Below are 17,857 nucleotides of genomic sequence, written 5' to 3' on the forward strand. Positions count from 1 at the left end.
GTCATCGAAACGTTTCGATGGCAAAGTGTGACTCATGTACCTTTTTACTATTCGATGACCCGTTAATTACGGATCATTCTCACACCTTATCGATCTCACTCTGGTCAAATTACCACAACGAATTATTATTCCATCGAAACGTTTCGATGGGTTTTCTGTTAATAACGAAAACACTTTAAAACAGGCGCTCATGGTTGTATGAACGTGTAACCGAAAGGTCGATGAGATGAAAAAAAGTACCCTAATTAACTCAGATATTTCTTACTTAGTGGCGACGCTAGGCCACACCGATGAGATCACGATATGTGACGCTGGTCTGCCAATCCCTGAGCATGTACAGCGAATTGATTTGGCGCTAACGCATGGCGTACCAAGTTTTCTTGATACTGTTCGCGTGATTCTATCTGAGTCGCAAATCGAAGGGGTCATCATTGCGGAAGAGTTTTCTGATGTAAGCCCTGTTTTGCATCAAGCATTGCTTAACGAACTGAGCAAAGAGAGCGAAGAAACGGGTAAATCTATCGAGATCAGCTACGTGTCACATGAAGCATTTAAAGCACGCACGGCACAAAGCCGCGCTGTCGTTCGAACTGGCGAATGCTCGCCATACGCGAACGTTATCTTTCAAGCGGGCGTGGTTTTTTAAGCCAGAGATATTGAGGACAGATTATGACTCAAGCCATTCTACAACTGAGCGACATTGAGAAAGCCTTCCCGGGCGTGAAAGCACTGGACAAAGCGAGCCTGAATGTTTACCCAGGCCGTGTCATGGCGCTCATGGGAGAAAATGGAGCAGGCAAGTCAACATTGATGAAGGTGCTGACTGGCATCTATCACATGGATGCGGGTAGCATCCAATATCAAGGCCAACCTGCCGCGTTTAAAGGACCGCGTGACTCACAGGAAGCGGGCATCAGCATCATTCACCAAGAATTGAACTTGATCCCTGAACTAACGATTGCTGAAAACATCTATCTAGGTCGTGAATTTACCGGCACGATGGGGCGTATTCAGTGGGGCAAGATGTATGAAGAAGCAGACAAGTTGCTTCAACGCCTTAACGTAAAGCACTCATCGAAAACGTTGCTTGGTGATTTGAGCTTAGGTGAACAGCAAATGGTGGAGATCGCGAAAGCGCTTTCGTTTGAATCGAAAGTCATCATTATGGATGAGCCAACTGACGCGCTGACTGATACCGAGACGGAGTCACTATTTAAAGTGATCAACGAGCTTCGAGAGCAGGGCTGCGGCATTGTTTATATCTCACACCGTCTTAAAGAAATCTTTGAAATCTGTGACGATATTACGGTGCTTCGTGACGGTAAATTTATCGGTGAGTGCAAGGTGTCCGAAACTGATGAAGACGGCCTGATCGAAATGATGGTTGGTCGTAAGTTAGAAGAGCAATACCCACGTATTGATGTGCGACATGGCGAAACTTGCCTTGAAGTGATTGGCCTGACTGGCTCTGGCGTTCACGATGTGAGCTTCACGCTGAAACGCGGTGAGATTTTGGGTATTTCTGGTTTGATGGGGGCAGGCCGCACCGAACTGATGAAAGTGATTTACGGCGCGTTGCCAAGTGAGCATGGTGTTATCAACCTCGATAACAAAACCATTAACCCGGTTAGCCCACAAGATGGCTTAGCAAATGGCATCGCTTATATCTCTGAAGATCGCAAAGGCGATGGCTTGGTGTTAGGTCTCTCGGTTAAGGAGAATATGTCACTTTGTTCTCTCAATCATTTGACTAAAGGCTTCCAAATCCAACATAGCGACGAAGTGATTGCCGTGGAAGATTTTATCAAGCTATTTAATATCAAAACCCCTACGCGCGACCAAATCATTGGTAACTTATCCGGCGGTAACCAGCAAAAAGTGGCGATCGCGAAAGGGTTAATGACCAAACCTAAAGTTCTGATTCTCGATGAGCCAACACGTGGCGTCGATGTCGGTGCGAAAAAAGAAATTTATCAACTCATCAACAAGTTCAAAGCCGAAGGCATGAGCATCATCTTGGTGTCTTCCGAGATGCCAGAAGTGCTGGGTATGAGTGACCGCATTCTGGTTATGCATGAAGGTCGTATTACTGGCAAATTCGATGCGAAAGACGCCGATCAAGAAAAATTACTCGCCTGTGCCGTAGGCAAAAAGATCAATGAGGAAGCAGCATGAGTACTAATACCATGAGCAAACCAACCGAAGCTAGCAGCAAGAAGTTGTTCACAAAAGAGTGGTTGATTGAGCAAAAATCACTGATAGCACTGATTTTTTTGATTGTTGTTGTGTCATTTTTGAACCCGAACTTCTTTACGGTCGACAACATTCTCAACATTCTTCGTCAAACCTCAGTGAATGCCATTATCGCGGTAGGTATGACACTGGTTATTTTAACCGCAGGCATCGACTTGAGTGTTGGTTCCGTACTGGCGCTATGTGGTGCCTTTGCGGCAAGCATGATTGCGCTTGAAGTCCCGGTGCTGGTGGCGGTTCCGACTGCTTTAGTCGCAGGTGCAGCGTTAGGTGCAATTAGCGGCATCATCATTGCGAAGGGCAAAGTACAGGCCTTTATCGCTACGCTGGTTACCATGACGTTACTACGCGGTGTGACTATGGTGTACACCGAAGGTCGTCCAATCTCGACAGGTTTTACTGACACAGCTGATGCGTTTGCATGGTTTGGTACCGGCTACGCGCTAGGTATTCCAGTACCTGTTTGGTTGATGGTAGTTGTATTCGCTGCGGCTTGGTACCTACTTAACCACACTCGCTTTGGTCGCTACGTTTATGCACTAGGTGGCAACGAATCAGCGACTCGTCTATCTGGTATCAATGTAGACCGAGTGAAGATTGGTGTGTACGCTATCTGCGGTATGCTGGCAGCGCTTGCAGGCATCATCGTGACTTCTCGTCTGTCTTCGGCGCAGCCAACAGCGGGTATGGGTTACGAGTTAGATGCGATTGCTGCGGTTGTACTTGGCGGTACCAGCTTGATGGGCGGTAAAGGCCGCATCATGGGTACGCTAATTGGTGCGCTGATCATCGGTTTCTTAAACAACGCTCTTAACCTACTAGACGTTTCCTCTTACTACCAAATGATTGCCAAAGCAGTGGTTATCTTGCTCGCAGTACTGGTAGATAACAAAAACAAATAATCCATAACCATTAAATCCTGAATACAAACCGAGCCAGTGGGCGTGTGCTGGCTCACCCTACACAAAGGACTAGAACGATGAAAAAACTTGCAACTCTTATCTCTGCTGCACTTCTTTCTTCCACTGTATCAGTAGCGGCACAAGCCCAAGATACGATGGCGATTGTGGTTTCGACGCTAAACAACCCGTTCTTCGTAACGATGAAAGACGGTGCGGAAGCTAAAGCGAAAGAATTGGGGTACGACTTAATTGTACTGGACTCGCAAAATGACCCGAGCAAAGAACTGTCGAACATCGAGGATTTAAGTATTCGCGGCGTAAAAGCAATTCTTATCAACCCAACGGATTCTGATGCTGTGTCTAATGCGATTCGTATGGCGAACCGTTCTAAGATCCCTGTATTGACACTAGACCGTGGCGCAAGCCGTGGTGAAGTCGTGAGCCACATCGCGTCCGACAACGTGATCGGTGGTGAAATGGCAGGCCACTACATCATGGAAAAAGTTGGCGAAAAAGCAAAAGTAATTCAGCTTGAAGGTATTGCGGGCACATCGGCGGCGCGCGAGCGTGGTGAAGGTTTCATGAATGCCGTGAAGGGCAGCGATATGGATCTTCTTGCCAGCCAGCCAGCAGACTTTGACCGTACTAAAGGCCTAAACGTGATGGAAAACCTACTCGCGGCTAACCCTGATGTACAAGCGGTGTTCGCACAGAATGATGAAATGGCGCTAGGTGCACTTCGCGCCGTTCAAGCTTCTGGCAAAGACGTCGTTATCGTTGGTTTTGATGGCACGGAAGACGGCATTGCCGCAGTTAACCGTGGCAAACTAGCAGCAACCATCGCGCAGCAGCCAGATCTTATCGGTGCTTTGGGTGTCGAAACGGCTGACAAAGTCTTGAAAGGTGAAAAAGTAGAAGCATACATTCCGGTACCACTAAAAGTAGTGACTAAATAAGTTTGACGTTCAATAAAGCGTCCTAATTTTTGCTCTCTCCTCCGTTTATATCTGTCGTTTAGGAGGAGAGGGCAAACATACCCAAGTGACTTAAAAATGCAGGGTATAGATGCCTTTGGCTTTTTATCGTGACTCCTTCGCTAAGAAGAGAAGTTAAAGTCATCTAATGTATTTTCCAAAATAGTTTTTCAAAAAAAGGGTTCATTCAGAACCGAGGATAACCGTATGAATAAGTTAGTGGTGTTAGGTAGTGTAAACGCTGACCATGTTCTTCAAGTGCCTTCTTTCCCTCGCCCTGGCGAAACGCTACATGGTCGCAACTATCAAGTTATCCCAGGTGGCAAAGGTGCCAACCAAGCTGTTGCTGCAGCTCGACTCAAGGCTGATATTGGCTTTATTGCTTGTGTAGGCGATGACTCGTTCGGCATCAATATTCGTGAAAACTTCAATATGGACGGCATCGACATCACAGGTGTGAAGATGCAACCAAACTGCCCAACTGGCATTGCGATGATTCAAGTGTCGGATAGTGGTGAAAACAGCATTTGTATTTCAGCAGAAGCGAATGCCAAATTGACAGCAGAAGCGATTGAGCCAGATTTAGAACGCATTCGCCAAGCGGAGTACCTGCTGATGCAATTGGAAACGCCGATGTGCGGCATTGAGAAAGCCGCGCGAGTGGCGAAAGATGCAAAAACTAACGTCATTTTAAACCCTGCCCCTGCTCGTGAACTGTCAGACGAACTGCTTGCTTGTATTGATGTCATTACACCAAATGAAACCGAAGCTGAAGTGTTGACGGGGGTAACGGTAACGGATAATGACAGCGCGCAAGAAGCGGCGAATGTGCTTCATAGCAAAGGTATCGAAATTGTCATGATCACTCTCGGTGCGAAGGGTGTTTGGTTAAGTCAAAATGGTAGAGGTGAGCTCATCCCGGGGTTCCGTGTTGACGCGACCGATACCACCGCAGCAGGGGATACGTTTAATGGGGCATTCGTCACTGGCCTGTTAGAGGGTTTACCTTTAGAATCAGCAATTAAGTTTGCACATGCGGCGGCTGCAATTTCTGTGACCCGCTTTGGCGCGCAGACGTCGATCCCAACTCGCGAAGAGGTGGACGCGTTTCTCGCTGCACAATAGGGCTTAAACGCCTCATCAATTAGGAGTAATAACATGGCGACGATGAAAGACATCGCAAAACTGGCAGGGGTTTCCACTTCAACAGTGAGCCATGTTATTAACAAGACGCGTTTTGTGAGTGAAGAGATCTCCGAACGCGTCAATAATGCCGCAAAAGAACTCAACTACTATGCGCCATCAGCTTTGGCGCGTAGCCTCAAAGTCAACCGTACCAAAACCATTGGTATGCTAGTGACAACTTCAACCAACCCATTCTTTGGCGAAGTCGTAAAAGGCGTCGAACGCAGTTGCTATCACAAAGGCTATAGTCTCATTCTATGTAACACAGAAGGTGATAATGAACGCATGCGCCAATCCATTAATACGCTTTTGCAAAAGCGTGTCGATGGTTTGATCTTGATGTGCTCCTCGCTAGAGGGAGAGCGTATTGATGTATTTGAGCGTTATCCTGATATCCCTGTCGTGGTGATGGATTGGGGGCCGATGCTGTTTACGAGCGACAAAATTCAAGATAACTCGCTTCGTGGCGGTTACCTAGCGGCGAAATACCTGATTGATTGTGGCCACACAGAAATAGGATGTATCACCGGCCCTTTGATTAAACACCAAGCGCAAATGCGATACGAAGGTTACAAACGTGCGATGAACGAAGCAGGCTTGGAATTTAATGCCAACTGGATAATTGAATCGGACTTCGAATGTGAAGGCGGATATCAAGCATTTATGAAAATGGCGCAGCGAGGCGCCTTACCCAGTTCGATTTTCGTTTCCAATGATATGATGGCGATGGGTGTGATTAACGCCGCAAATGAGCTCAATATTAAAGTCCCGGAACAGATTTCAATCATCGGTTACGATGACATACATATCGCGAAGTTCATGTCGCCTTCCTTAACGACCATCCACCAACCCAAATATCGACTCGGCCAAGCCGCCGTCGAAACTCTTGTCCGAAGACTGGACGACAAATCTAACGAAGCTCAAGTCGTTCAACTGGAACCAGCATTGGTTGTACGCAACAGTGTGACGAATTTCTCTTAATTAAAAACAAACGTATGGTTAACAAATTTAGTGCATATAATTTATAAAGAATGGGCTAAAAATAAATAAGCATGCAAAACAGATGTTCGAATTTATTAACTCAATATTTGAAAAGTGTGATTTTTTGCGAGTAACTCGAAAGATTTCGTGTAGATAGTGCTTAAAAAGCTTATTATTAATAAAGTCTATAATTAGATTTATAAATTATTGAGATGAATGGAAAATCTTTATGTTAGTTAAGAGATATGCACAGTATTCAGTAAAGAGGCCGTGGTTTCACCGTTTCAATATTTCACTAGTATTAACGGTGTTTGTCGTGAGTGTTTATGAGCTACTTGCTAATGAAGAGTATGTATACTTGGCTGGCGTGGTGTTTACATTTGCTTCGACTTTACTGTTCGCGTCAGCATCTACGTTCAAAAAGCGCTACCTAGGACACGAGTCCTAGTTCATTTGGAATGAATGGTTGAGATAAATAGGCGCTTTCAAGCAAATATTGAACTGAATTATGATCGAGTGCATCAAGAGGGGGACAAATGTCCTCCTTTTTGTTAGGTGTCACGCCCTAATATAGGCATATTCCCAAACAAAATAATAAAGGACATCGACATGGACCTACTTGCCTTACTCGATATAAACAACACCCTGGTTAACATTCCAATTGGCGGCGGTTACGCAATGAGTTGGATCGAAGCTTTCGGTACGGTTTTTGGGTTGCTCTGCATTTGGTTTGCTAGCCAAGAAAAAACCATCAACTACTTATTCGGTTTGCTGAATGTCACTCTTTTTGCCGTTATCTTTTTCCAAATTCAGTTATACGGATTATTACTTCTTCAACTGTTTTTCTTCTGTGCGAACATTTACGGTTGGTATGCGTGGACTCGTCCAAACGCGGAAGGTGAAACGCTGGAAGTACGCTGGTTAAACAAACAGAAACTCATCGCCACTGCTTCTATTAGCGTTGTGTCTATCGCGTTGTTAACCATCTACATCGACCCTTTTTTCTTTGCATTAGCAAACATTGCTGTTGATAGCTTGAATCTCTTTGGTGCAGGTTTGGCTGATCCGGTACTTGAACCTGATGCGTTCCCGTTTTGGGATGCAACCATGACAGTACTTTCTGTTGTTGCACAAATTCTGATGACACGTAAATATGTGGAAAACTGGATCCTTTGGGTTGTGATTAACATCATCAGTGTTGGCATTTACGCGACACAGGGTGTTTATGCGATGTCCGTTCAGTATGCGATTTTGATGTTCATTGCTGCCAATGGTACGCGTGAATGGGCCCGTAGCGCCAAGCGCAATGGCGATAAAACCTTAGCTCAAGCTGCAGCATAAGGAACGAAAAATGGCTAAACAACCTCATATTGGTGTTGATGAAACACAAGTCGCTCCTCTCGTCATTGTATGTGGTGAGCCAGACCGAGCTAATCGTATTGCCGCATTACTGGATGATGCAGAAATGATCTCGGAAAATCGCGAGTACCGTGTTTTTACTGGCAAATACAAAGACCAGCCTGTTTCAGTATGCAGCACAGGCATCGGCGCCCCATCGATGATCATCGCAGTTGAAGAGCTAAAACAGTGCGGTGTCACTCATGTAGTGCGTGTTGGATCGGCCGGTGCGATGCAATCAGGCATTCAGCTTGGCGAGCTAATCATTGCCGAAGGTGCGGTAAGAGATGAAGGCGGCTCCAAAGCGTATGTGGATTCGGCTTATCCGGCGTACGCAAGCTTTTCCTTATTAAAGGAAGTTGAGCGTTACCTGTCAGTACAAGAGGCACATTATCATTTTGGTGTGGTACGTTCTCACGACAGTTTCTATACCGATGACGAAGATGCGATATGCCAATACTGGAACAAGAAGGGCGTCTTAGGTGCCGATATGGAAACCTCAGCTTTGTTTGCCGTTGGCCGATTACGTGGTCTTCATGTGGCTTCGATCTTAAATAACGTCGTTCTGTACCAACAAGATGTGAAAGAAGGGGTTAGTCAGTACGTTGATGAAGCGAAAGTAATGATGCAAGGTGAGAAGTTTGCTGCAACGACGGCGTTAGAAGCGCTGATCGCTCAGAGCTAGTCCGTACGAACTTCAGTAACTCTTATAAATCAATGAATGTAAAGCGACAGGCCACTGTCGCTTTTTTATTTGGTGTTACGGGGTACAATCCACCTGAGATAGTTATCAGTAACTTTTCTGAGAGAGCAGAGAATGAAAATCAGCCCGTATCCAACTGGCCGCTTCAAAACATACCTTGAAAAAAAGAGCGTTGCCTTTCGTGAGATGATCTATCAGTGTCAAATTAGTACGCGTTACTTTGATGCTGGGGAAGAAATTCTCCGTCAAGGTGAGCAACTTCAGCACTTATATGTTGTGCCAGTAGGTCGAGTGTCAATGAGCATATTGGCCGCGAATGGGCGACGCTTTCAATTAGGAGAGGCAAACTGCGACTACCATATCTATGGTGAAATGGAGTACTTCACTCAGACTCCTTGCCAATGGAATGTGATTGCAGATGAGCACATGCAGGTTGATGTCATCTGCATCCAAAAACTAACTGAAGCGCTACAAAAGCATCCAGAAATGATGGTGTTCTTTGCTTCAGCGTTGGCCGAAGATTATCAAGACTCTATGGATATCTATACCAATCGGTTATTGCATCCCATTACTTATAATATTGCGTATGATCTTTTCGTCCGTAATCAAACCAACACATTGCTCGGTGGCTTTGACAAAGTGAATCAAGAAGCTGAGCGATTTGGTACTTCTGGTCGTGTTTATCGACGTGCAGTTAAAGATTTGATTGAAAAGGGATTGATTGCAAAAACGGAAAACGGGTTGGAGATTATTGATGAGCTTGCACTCAAAGCATTTATCGAAGCGCATGAATGATACACCTAGATATTGCAATGAATGGTTTTTATAAGTCTTTGATATAGTTGGAGCTCGAATAAGCGTAACTAATGTAAAGTACCTTAAATTTTGTTGAATGCAGTAAAGAGTAACGTTATATTGCGAACGCGCATGATAATAGATCTCATTAAGGCTTAACAAAATGAAAAAATTCGTCGGTGCGGCTATGCTGTCGCTATTTACTGTTTCTCCTTCTTTCGCTGCTAAGGTTGTGATTGACCATTACATGGGGCAAACCGAGCTAGAACAATCACCAGAACGCGTGGTTGTGATTGGCTTTGGACCGCTAGATGCGCTGGACAACTTTGGTATCGATCCTGTTGCAGTCTCTAACTCTTCTAATCTGCCTAGCTACCTTTCAAAATACAGCAAAGATAACTACACCTCTGCGGGTAGTTTGTTTGAACCTGACTTTGAAACCATTTACATGCAAAAACCAGATTTGATATTGGTTGGTCCGCGAGCGTCTGCGAAATATGAAGAGCTGAGTGAAATTGCTCCTACGGTCGTTTTTGCTGCGAAAGAGAATCAAGGTTACTGGGAAGGTACGCAAGCACAGTGGCGCAATATTGGTAAAATCTTCAATATCGAAGAAAAAGTAGAGCAGAAAATTGAAGCGCTAGATGCTCAATTCAAAGCAATCCGTGACTACAACCAATCAAATAACAATGATGCGTTAACGATTTTAAGCATGGGTGACAACATCAGTGCGTTTGGTGCTCAATCACGATTTGGTGTGATTTATAACGATTTCGGTTTCTTGGAAACGGTTGAACACGTGAAAACGGGCACTCACGGAGATGTTATTTCTTATGAATTTATTCGTGAAGCTAACCCGAAAAATATACTCGTAGTTGACCGCAATTCGCTAAAAGGCACGCCAGATAACGATATTCGTAAGTCCATGGATAATGACTTAGTCAAAGCAACCGCGGCATATAAGAATCACAAAATCACTTATTTAGATGTGGACGCGTGGTACTTGTCGATGTCTGGTGTGACTGCAACAGAAAAAATGGTCAGTGAGATCAAGCAAACCGTTGAACTGTAATCCAAGATAGCAGAGGTTAACTTTGAAAAAGTTATTGCTAACCCTTGTGGTTTTAAGCACGGTTTCGTTGTTTGTTGGGGTGGCAAACATGACGCCCCAACAGTTATTTTCGGGTGATGAGAAAGCGTTGGAGCTTTTCTTTACCAGCCGTATACCACGTTTATTTGCCATATTACTCGCTGGTGCTGGCTTGAGTATTGCGGGTCTTGTCATGCAGCAAATCAGCCAGAACCGATTTGCTGCACCTTCTACAACCGGTACGATCGAATGCGCCATGCTGGGCTACGTACTGAGCGTGGTTTTCTTTGGAAACGACAACCACCTATGGCTTGTCTTTGGTATCTCGGTGTTCGGGACGTTAGCATTTATTTTCTTTATTCAACGCATTCAATTTAAGAGTGTGGTCTTTGTGCCACTTGTCGGAATTATTTTCGGCAATGTCATCCAATCCATGACCACGTTTATCGCTTACAAATACGATGCACTTCAAAGTCTGAATGCTTGGACAGTTGCAAACTTCGCCAACATCTTGCGTGGTGATTTTGAACTGCTGTACATCGCGGTACCAATGGCTATTCTCAGCTATCTTTTTGCCGCACGGATTTCAGCCGTGGGTATCGGAAAAGATTTCGCGGTTAACTTGGGGTTAAATTATCAGCAGGTTGTCACGATTGGCGTTCTATTGGTGTCAATCATGTCAGCAAGTGTCGTGATGATTGTGGGGCAGCTGCCATTCCTTGGTCTGATTGTGCCGAACCTCGTTAGTCACTTTTATGGTGATAACCTCAAAAAGAACATTCCGCTTACGGCCATGTATGGGGCGACTTTAGTGCTGTGTTGCGACTTGGTGAGTCGTTTGATTATCTTCCCTCATGAAATGCCAATCTCTATCGTGATCAGCATATTGGGTGGTGTGGTATTCATCGCGATGTTGTTGCGAGGTAAGCAACATGCGTGATTCAACGAAAATCCTACTGCTAGGTGGCATTGCGGTACTTTTTGCATGTTTGTTTATTGGTATTGGGCTAACGGCTGACAACTACCAGTATTTTTTATCTCGTAGAGTTCCTAAAGTATTGGCGATAGTGCTAGCGGGTGTGGCTATTGCTCAGTCTTCACTTGTATTTCAAACCATTACGCACAACCGAATTTTAACGCCAAGTATCATGGGGTTTGATGCGCTGTATGTGTTGACGCAAATTTTGATCGTGCTGATTTTTGGTGGTTTGAGTACTTTAGTTCTTAACTTGTACGTCAATTTCACGATTGCCGTAATTGTAATGGTGTCGTTTTCGTTATTGTTGTTTGGTTTTTACTTTTCTAAAGGAAGCAAGAACTTGATTACGTTGCTATTGGTCGGCTTGATCTTTGGTCAGCTATTTTCCAATGCGGCGTCATTTTTCTCTTTGCTGATGGACCCAAATACGTTTGCAATCGTTCAATCGAAACTTTACGCCAGCTTTAATAATGTCAAAGTGAATTTGGTTTACTTTAGTGCACCAGCTTTGATGTTTGCATGTTGGTTGCTATTTAGTATGCATCGCACTTTAGATGTGTTTTGGCTCGACCAAGACAATGCGAAAAGTTTGGGCGTCGACGTACCTAAGGTGACGCGAAATGTATTCATTATCTCGGCGGTTCTGATTGCTATTTCTACGGCTCTAGTGGGACCAATTATGTTCTTTGGTTTGCTGGTGACCAACTTAAGCCGAGAAATGTTCCGAAGTTACCAACACAAAACGCTATTGGTTGGTTGTTCGTTTCTCTCCATCAGCTCGTTACTGGCTGGGCAATGGATTATCGAGAACGTGTTCAGTTTTGAGACGACGTTGAGTGTCGTTATTAACTTTATTGGTGGTGCGTATTTCTTATACCTACTACTGAAAAACAAAGTTGTATAAATATGATAGTGATAGACAAATTAACGAAGGCCTTCGGTTCAAATAAAGTGGTTGATGAGGCCAATACTCAGTTTGAAAAGGGCAAAGTGACGTCCATTATTGGCCCGAATGGCGCGGGAAAGAGCACGCTGTTATCTATGGCTTCGCGCTTAACGGAGCGGGATGGTGGTAGTGTTATCATTGATTGTAAGGAAATTGCGGAATGGGACACTAAAGAGTTAGCGAAAAAGCTGGCGGTACTTCGTCAAGCCAACTCTATTACCATGCGATTTACCGTGAAGGAGTTGGTCTCTTTTGGCCGTTTCCCATACTCCAAAGGAAATCTGACCAAAGAAGATCATGCGGTGATTGAACAAGCGATCGACTATCTAGATTTACAAGGTATACAAGACAAATATTTGGATGAATTAAGTGGTGGTCAGCGACAGCTTGCGTTTATTGCCATGGTGATTGCACAAGATACAGACTACGTTTTTCTTGATGAACCACTTAACAATCTAGATATCAAACACTCTCTTCAGATCATGAAAGTCGTGCAGCGGTTAGCTCATGACATGAACAAAGCCATGGTGGTGGTAATTCATGATATTAATTTCGCAGCGTGCTACTCGGATGTCATATTGGCGCTTAAGCAAGGCAAAGTTGTGGCAAGTGGTGCGGTGGAAGAGGTGATTCAGGCGTCTACGCTAGAGGATATCTACGAAACGCCGTTTAATATTATCGAATTAAACGGCAAGCGCATGTGTACTTACCACTAATCCAACCTCAGGGCTTAATGAAAGCGATTCCTCAATGAGGATAGATAGGCGAGTTTACTTGGTGAGCTCGTCTATGATTGGGCATCGGCTTTCAGCGTCTCCCGGACAAGAAGAAACCCAACCCTCAAGTTGCGTTTTGATCTCCATGAGGTGCGCGATTTTTTCTTCAACCTCTCTCAGCTTATCCATGGTTCTTGCTTTTACTTCGCTGCTTTTTCGGTTGGGATTATGGGCAAGTTGCACAAACTCTTTGCATTCTTGCAATGAAAAGCCTGCGTTTTTTGCGCGTGATACTAAGTTAAGCTCTTGAATATGATTATCTGAATATTCGCGATAGCCAGAGTCACTGCGCGCTGGTGGAGATATGATCCCTTTGTCTTCATACAATCGAATCGACTTAGATGAAAGCCCAGTAAGCTTTGCGACAGCACCAATATTCATGTTTAACCTCCATAACGTTTAAGGCGAGTATATACCGATGTTGTGGATAAGACACTCCTAAATAACAGTCAGTTACCTGGGGCCTCTTTACTCTTTTATCACTTCATGCGGTGGTACACCAAATGCCTTTTTGAAAGCGCAGGTGAAGTTGGAAGGGTGGTGGTATCCGGCTTCATAAGCAGCTTCTGTGATCGTCACTAGGCCACGTTCCAAGTGTTGCCTCGCAATCTCAAGGCGACGAAAGCGAATATAACCATTTACGGTCATATTGAGTGATTGTTTAAATCGGCGCTGCAGGTTTGAAACGCTCATTGAAAACACGCTTGCCAACTTTTCTAAGCCTAGTTCTTGCTCAAGGTGAGTTTCTATATAGCTAACAATATCCTCTATTCGACCATCTGTGTGCCGTTCAAGGTTATTTTTATCAGCACAGAAGTGCTTGGGGATTTGTTCAGTCGCTTGATGCAAAATTTGATAGATCAAGCTTTCAACTTCCAACTTATCTTGGAATTCTTGTGGTGTTTCTCGGCTTGTCAGCGTTTCAGCTAGTTCGCATAACGCCTGGTTAAGCTCTAGAGGATGAAACGCCTGATGAGAGTTAAAAAAGGACCGATGACGACAGGTTTGGTCAAGGCGAGCCTCTAGCCACTGGGGCTTAACCAATATGTTGATCTTATTAATGAGGTTATCTTTGAGCAGTGAACGACGAAAGTTTGCAGGTTTGAGTAGGTTCACCACGACACCTTTAGGGCCGTCGCTTGCGTCTAAATCAAATTGCAAATCGTCGTAGCCAAATGAGAGCTTACCTTCTAAAAGAATAGTGACCAACAGTGAGGCGTGGGCAGTAGAAACAATATGTGAATCAACAAGCTCTAGGCAACGTCCTCCATGAACAAAGATTTGATCATTGTACTGATATGATAGGAATTTGCCTTCTGCCAGTTGAGTTTGACAAGGTTGACCTTGAGTGACGATCCACTGCTTTTCTGTGGCTTCCAGTTTTTGGGTTAAAGCGATCTTGGCAATTCTAGTTCGTTTTGGTGTGACTTCCTGCATTTGACACTTCCTCATAACACTTGTGCGATTTCGCATAATCAAATCGCCTTTGTATTTATAAAACTCATGCTTATTATACCTGAGAATTATTATCATTAATATTTAGGAATGAAGTTATGGAAAGCCCTGCTTGTTCATCTATCAAGCTTTCAAGCCTTTGCCTTGCAGTGGGAATGGCGCTATCAAACCCTGTTTTAGCTCAAGATACCGAGTCACATTTTGAAGAAGTCGTTGTATGGGGAACAAAAGTTTCTAGCAATACTGAGTCGATGTTTGCGGACGACATGTCACTGAAGCAAGCGGATCATATGTCTGATTTACTGCGCGATATTCCCGGTGTGGATGTTGGTGGAACACACTCTGTGAATCAACGTATTACCATTCGTGGTTTGAGCGAAACCGATTTGGACATTCGTCTTGATGGTGCTTCTCAGCATGCGAGCATGTTCCATCACATTGGTAACTTGACGCTAAACCCTGACATTCTCAAATCTGCCGATATCCAGGTGGGTAATAATTCTGTGACTCAAAATGGCTTAGGCGGCTCGGTTTATTTTGAAACGAAAGACGCTCGCGATTTACTTCGTTACGATGAAACGTTTGGCGCTCGTGTTTATGGCGGTTATGCATCCAACGACAACCTACAAGGCTCGTTGACACTGTACGGGCTTTTGTCCGAAAACATTGATGCGATGGTTTATGGCCATTACGTTGCGCGCGATGACTTTGAAGATGGTGACGGCAACAAAACCTATGGCGCTGCGGGTGATGTTTACAACATTCTGGCTAAGTTGGGGTATGAACTAAACGACATCCATCGTTTTGAGCTCTCTTATGACATGTACCGAGACAGTGGTGATTACAGTCCGCGTCCTGATATGTCGGGGAGTGCGAACAATGGCTTATCGAGCACGTTACTTATTCCTACGGATTATGACCGAGATACCGTTACCTTGAGTTACGAGCTGCGAGGCGAACAACATCAAGGTAACGTCACACTTTATAATACCGAGACGGAAATTAAACGGGATGAGAGCGTTATGGCTCCTCGCTGGCCTTCGAACCGTTTATCGAAGAACACCGCTAAAAACCAAAACTTTGGTTTGAATGGTAAGTTCCAGTCGGATGTTATGTTAGGTGAGTTTGATAATCGAATCACCTATGGTTTCGACTACATGGATAAGACATCTTCAAGTTACTACGGTAGCCGTAAGTTCATGGATGAATCGGCCATTTCAACCGCACTGTTTGTAGAAGACCAGTTCTTCTTCTCTGATGCTTTCTTTGTTACCGCAGGTATGCGTTTTGATGATTACAAACGTGAAGCTGAAACGGGGACGAGTAACTATGATGATGTGACCTGGGCCCTAGCGGCAGAATGGGCAGTCACTCAGGATTGGACGCTGTTTGCGAGCGCACGCTCTCTATTCAAAGGCCCTGAGCTGATGGAAACCTTTATTGCTTACCAAGACGTTGCATTTTTAGAGGATGGACTAAAGCCAGAAACGGGGTTGAACACACAGGGTGGTGTCCGTTTTGATAAAACCTTTGATAAGCATTTCTTTGGAGCGAATATTACGGCATTCCAAACGGAAATTGATGATTACATTGCAGACCAGTACCAAAACGCGACTCAAACTTACCTGATTTACAACTTAGGTGATGTCGAGATTAAAGGCTTTGAGGCAAGTGCTTCTTATGGCTACGACAAGTTTAACAGCAAACTTTCTTACTCTAAGTTGGACACCAAAAACAAGAATACCGGTGGCCCTGTTGCTGGGGGTAATGGGCGTAGCATTGATATGGGTGATAGTATTGCTCTAACTTTGGATTACCAGTCAGACGCTTTAGAAACGATCTTCGGGTGGAACTCAATGTTTGTTCTAGAGGAAGACAACGTCTTTGATGGTCAGCCAAAGAAAGCAAGTTATGATGTACATAATCTATATGCTCAATGGGTGCCGTCTAATATTGATGGACTGTCGGTGACCTTTGGTATTGATAATGTATTTGACGAGTTATACAGCTCTCATGCGTCTCGTTCGGGTACGGCACGTGGCTTCACGCTTGATGACTACGAGCCGGGTCGCAACTTCAAACTTTCTGCTGCTTATCAATTCTAATAGGGCTCCCGAGAGGGGGCGCTTCAAAACACGAGTAAATTCATGATTAAAGAAAGCACCCGAATAGATAGCGAACACGCTGACAAATACTTAGTGACACTTTGTCGGCATTTTGGACGAAAGGTTCCTGCTACTTGGAATGAAAACAGCGGTTTGGTGACATTTCCGACGGGAAAAGCGGAGTTTGCTCTTGGTGAGTCTAGCTTGACCATTATTTGTGAGGCGGATTCCGAAGAGAAACTGGGCAAAGTGAAGGCGATCATCTCATCGCATGTAGACATGTTCTCTCGTAGAGAAACATTAGCACTTAACTGGGTTCGCTAGAGCTATTGATGAATGTGCAGAAAATGAGAGCGCATTAAAAGCAAAAAGCCCGCGATCTTATCATTCGCGGGCTTTTATTGTTCGAATGCTATTGCTTTTTAGGCTCTAGATTCTAGGCTTTTTTTTTCCTGTTGCATTTTTGCTAGGAAGTAGATATTAACGCAAGCAATAAAGCCGTTAGTTAATACTACAGGCCAAGAATCAATCATTAGTCCGTAAGCAGTAAATAGCGCACAACCAATAAAGTTAAGGATACGAAGCTTAACAATATCTTTCATAGTTAGCGAAATAGCGACCATGATTGAAGCTGCATAACCTAAAATCTCAACCATATTCATGTCCATTTTTTGACCCTCTTAAAATCTGCCGAATTTTGTCGGTACCAATTCTTCTCATCTTGAGATTAATGAGGAAGCTCCATGCCTCGAATGGTCTTTTTTTGTTGTATGGACGCACTATATCAATGGAAAAACCGTGATAAAAGCCTCAAATCAAGGTTAAGAGAAGGTTAGCGATTACGCAAACGTTTAGGTCGGGAATTACTGATAATTTTACTTATTGTGTTGATTGATAATAACGATGGTATTAATAGCTCTCACATCATTGAAAGTGGGGGAATATTTACATATGATTGAAAATGATAATTATTTTCAAGTGTGATGTTTATGTATTTTCTTATTAGCTTGCTCGTATTTTTTTTACTGTATATCAGGACAAAGCCGAATTCGTGGTGCTCGGTAATTCATATTGTGAGCCACATTTTCATGGTTATATTTTGTCCAACGATTTATGTCATTCAATATTTAATCGTCACGTTTTTCTCGTCACCAATATTGATTAAGCTGTCATCACGCTCCGGTGTATACAACATTCTCATTGCTTTTCTTCCATTATTGATCGCAACCGGCAGTCTGGCGTTTAGCTGAATGATTTCATCTCTCTTCTTTTCTTAAAACAACTACACTTAATCAGAATAAGGTATCAATTTCAT

General features: G+C 44.0%; 19 protein-coding genes. 16 read left to right on the top strand and 3 right to left on the bottom strand.

Annotated elements, in window-relative coordinates:
* Window positions 1-226: 226 nt before the first annotated feature.
* The 14 genes from rbsD to vctC all read left to right on the top strand — a co-directional run bounded on the left by rbsD (window position 227) and on the right by vctC (window position 12,922).
* Window positions 227-646, top strand: coding sequence for a D-ribose pyranase (gene rbsD / locus D8S93_RS15810; protein ID WP_005397153.1), 420 nt, complete (start codon window positions 227-229; stop codon window positions 644-646).
* A gap of 23 nt (window positions 647-669) precedes the next feature.
* Complete coding sequence (gene rbsA, locus D8S93_RS15815) at window positions 670-2,175, top strand: ribose ABC transporter ATP-binding protein RbsA (protein WP_085344714.1); 1,506 nt, start codon at window positions 670-672, stop codon at window positions 2,173-2,175.
* Window positions 2,172-3,155 carry a ribose ABC transporter permease gene (rbsC, locus tag D8S93_RS15820; RefSeq protein ID WP_005397158.1) on the top strand — a complete coding sequence of 328 codons (984 nt, stop codon included), beginning with the start codon at window positions 2,172-2,174 and terminating at the stop codon, window positions 3,153-3,155. The genes rbsA and rbsC overlap by 4 nt, the downstream gene beginning before the upstream one ends.
* 77 nt (window positions 3,156-3,232) lie before the next feature.
* Complete coding sequence (gene rbsB, locus D8S93_RS15825; protein WP_006741010.1) at window positions 3,233-4,111, top strand: ribose ABC transporter substrate-binding protein RbsB; 879 nt, start codon at window positions 3,233-3,235, stop codon at window positions 4,109-4,111.
* Between the two features lie 225 nt (window positions 4,112-4,336).
* Window positions 4,337-5,254, top strand: a complete 918-nt coding sequence (gene rbsK / locus D8S93_RS15830; protein ID WP_152814196.1) for a ribokinase — start codon at window positions 4,337-4,339, stop codon at window positions 5,252-5,254.
* Between the two features lie 33 nt (window positions 5,255-5,287).
* A complete protein-coding gene (locus D8S93_RS15835) occupies window positions 5,288-6,295 on the top strand; it encodes a substrate-binding domain-containing protein (protein ID WP_152814198.1) in 1,008 nt (335 codons plus the stop codon).
* A gap of 229 nt (window positions 6,296-6,524) precedes the next feature.
* The gene (locus tag D8S93_RS25045; RefSeq protein ID WP_005499106.1) at window positions 6,525-6,743 is read left to right on the top strand and encodes a hypothetical protein; all 219 of its coding nucleotides are present in this window, start codon (window positions 6,525-6,527) and stop codon (window positions 6,741-6,743) included.
* A gap of 161 nt (window positions 6,744-6,904) precedes the next feature.
* Window positions 6,905-7,636, top strand: a complete 732-nt coding sequence (gene pnuC, locus D8S93_RS15845; RefSeq protein WP_005397168.1) for a nicotinamide riboside transporter PnuC — start codon at window positions 6,905-6,907, stop codon at window positions 7,634-7,636.
* Between the two features lie 10 nt (window positions 7,637-7,646).
* A complete protein-coding gene (locus D8S93_RS15850) occupies window positions 7,647-8,378 on the top strand; it encodes a nucleoside phosphorylase (protein ID WP_152814200.1) in 732 nt (243 codons plus the stop codon).
* A gap of 132 nt (window positions 8,379-8,510) precedes the next feature.
* Window positions 8,511-9,191, top strand: a complete 681-nt coding sequence (locus D8S93_RS15855; RefSeq protein WP_152814201.1) for a Crp/Fnr family transcriptional regulator — start codon at window positions 8,511-8,513, stop codon at window positions 9,189-9,191.
* 163 nt (window positions 9,192-9,354) lie between these two features.
* A complete protein-coding gene (locus tag D8S93_RS15860) occupies window positions 9,355-10,263 on the top strand; it encodes a siderophore ABC transporter substrate-binding protein (protein WP_005397174.1) in 909 nt (302 codons plus the stop codon).
* A gap of 22 nt (window positions 10,264-10,285) precedes the next feature.
* Complete coding sequence (gene vctD, locus D8S93_RS15865) at window positions 10,286-11,221, top strand: iron chelate uptake ABC transporter permease subunit VctD (protein WP_104972467.1); 936 nt, start codon at window positions 10,286-10,288, stop codon at window positions 11,219-11,221.
* Window positions 11,214-12,164, top strand: a complete 951-nt coding sequence (gene vctG / locus D8S93_RS15870; RefSeq protein ID WP_012842333.1) for an iron chelate uptake ABC transporter permease subunit VctG — start codon at window positions 11,214-11,216, stop codon at window positions 12,162-12,164. Before vctD ends, vctG begins: the two co-directional genes overlap by 8 nt.
* Window positions 12,165-12,166: 2 nt before the next feature.
* Window positions 12,167-12,922 (top strand): iron chelate ABC transporter ATP-binding protein VctC, encoded by a 756-nt coding sequence (vctC, locus tag D8S93_RS15875; protein WP_005397181.1) that lies wholly within the window; start codon window positions 12,167-12,169, stop codon window positions 12,920-12,922.
* A gap of 54 nt (window positions 12,923-12,976) precedes the next feature.
* Here vctC and cueR read toward each other — a convergent pair whose 3' ends face one another.
* Both cueR and D8S93_RS15885 read right to left on the bottom strand, forming a co-directional pair.
* Window positions 12,977-13,363 (bottom strand): Cu(I)-responsive transcriptional regulator, encoded by a 387-nt coding sequence (cueR, locus tag D8S93_RS15880; protein ID WP_012842332.1) that lies wholly within the window; start codon window positions 13,361-13,363, stop codon window positions 12,977-12,979.
* A gap of 87 nt (window positions 13,364-13,450) precedes the next feature.
* Window positions 13,451-14,419, bottom strand: a complete 969-nt coding sequence (locus D8S93_RS15885; protein ID WP_193621625.1) for a helix-turn-helix domain-containing protein — start codon at window positions 14,417-14,419, stop codon at window positions 13,451-13,453.
* Between the two features lie 116 nt (window positions 14,420-14,535).
* Between D8S93_RS15885 and D8S93_RS15890 the strand changes: the two genes are divergently transcribed.
* Both D8S93_RS15890 and D8S93_RS15895 read left to right on the top strand, forming a co-directional pair.
* Complete coding sequence (locus D8S93_RS15890) at window positions 14,536-16,542, top strand: TonB-dependent siderophore receptor (RefSeq protein WP_152814204.1); 2,007 nt, start codon at window positions 14,536-14,538, stop codon at window positions 16,540-16,542.
* Between the two features lie 42 nt (window positions 16,543-16,584).
* A complete protein-coding gene (locus tag D8S93_RS15895; RefSeq protein ID WP_152814206.1) occupies window positions 16,585-16,866 on the top strand; it encodes a DUF2218 domain-containing protein in 282 nt (93 codons plus the stop codon).
* A gap of 98 nt (window positions 16,867-16,964) precedes the next feature.
* On the opposite strand, the gene D8S93_RS15900 is transcribed toward D8S93_RS15895, so the two are convergent.
* Window positions 16,965-17,210 (bottom strand): YgjV family protein, encoded by a 246-nt coding sequence (locus tag D8S93_RS15900; protein WP_005397186.1) that lies wholly within the window; start codon window positions 17,208-17,210, stop codon window positions 16,965-16,967.
* Window positions 17,211-17,857 lie beyond the last annotated feature (647 nt).

The organism is Vibrio sp. VGrn 2, assembly GCF_009361695.1.
GTDB classification, from domain to species: Bacteria; Pseudomonadota; Gammaproteobacteria; order Enterobacterales; family Vibrionaceae; genus Vibrio; species Vibrio diabolicus.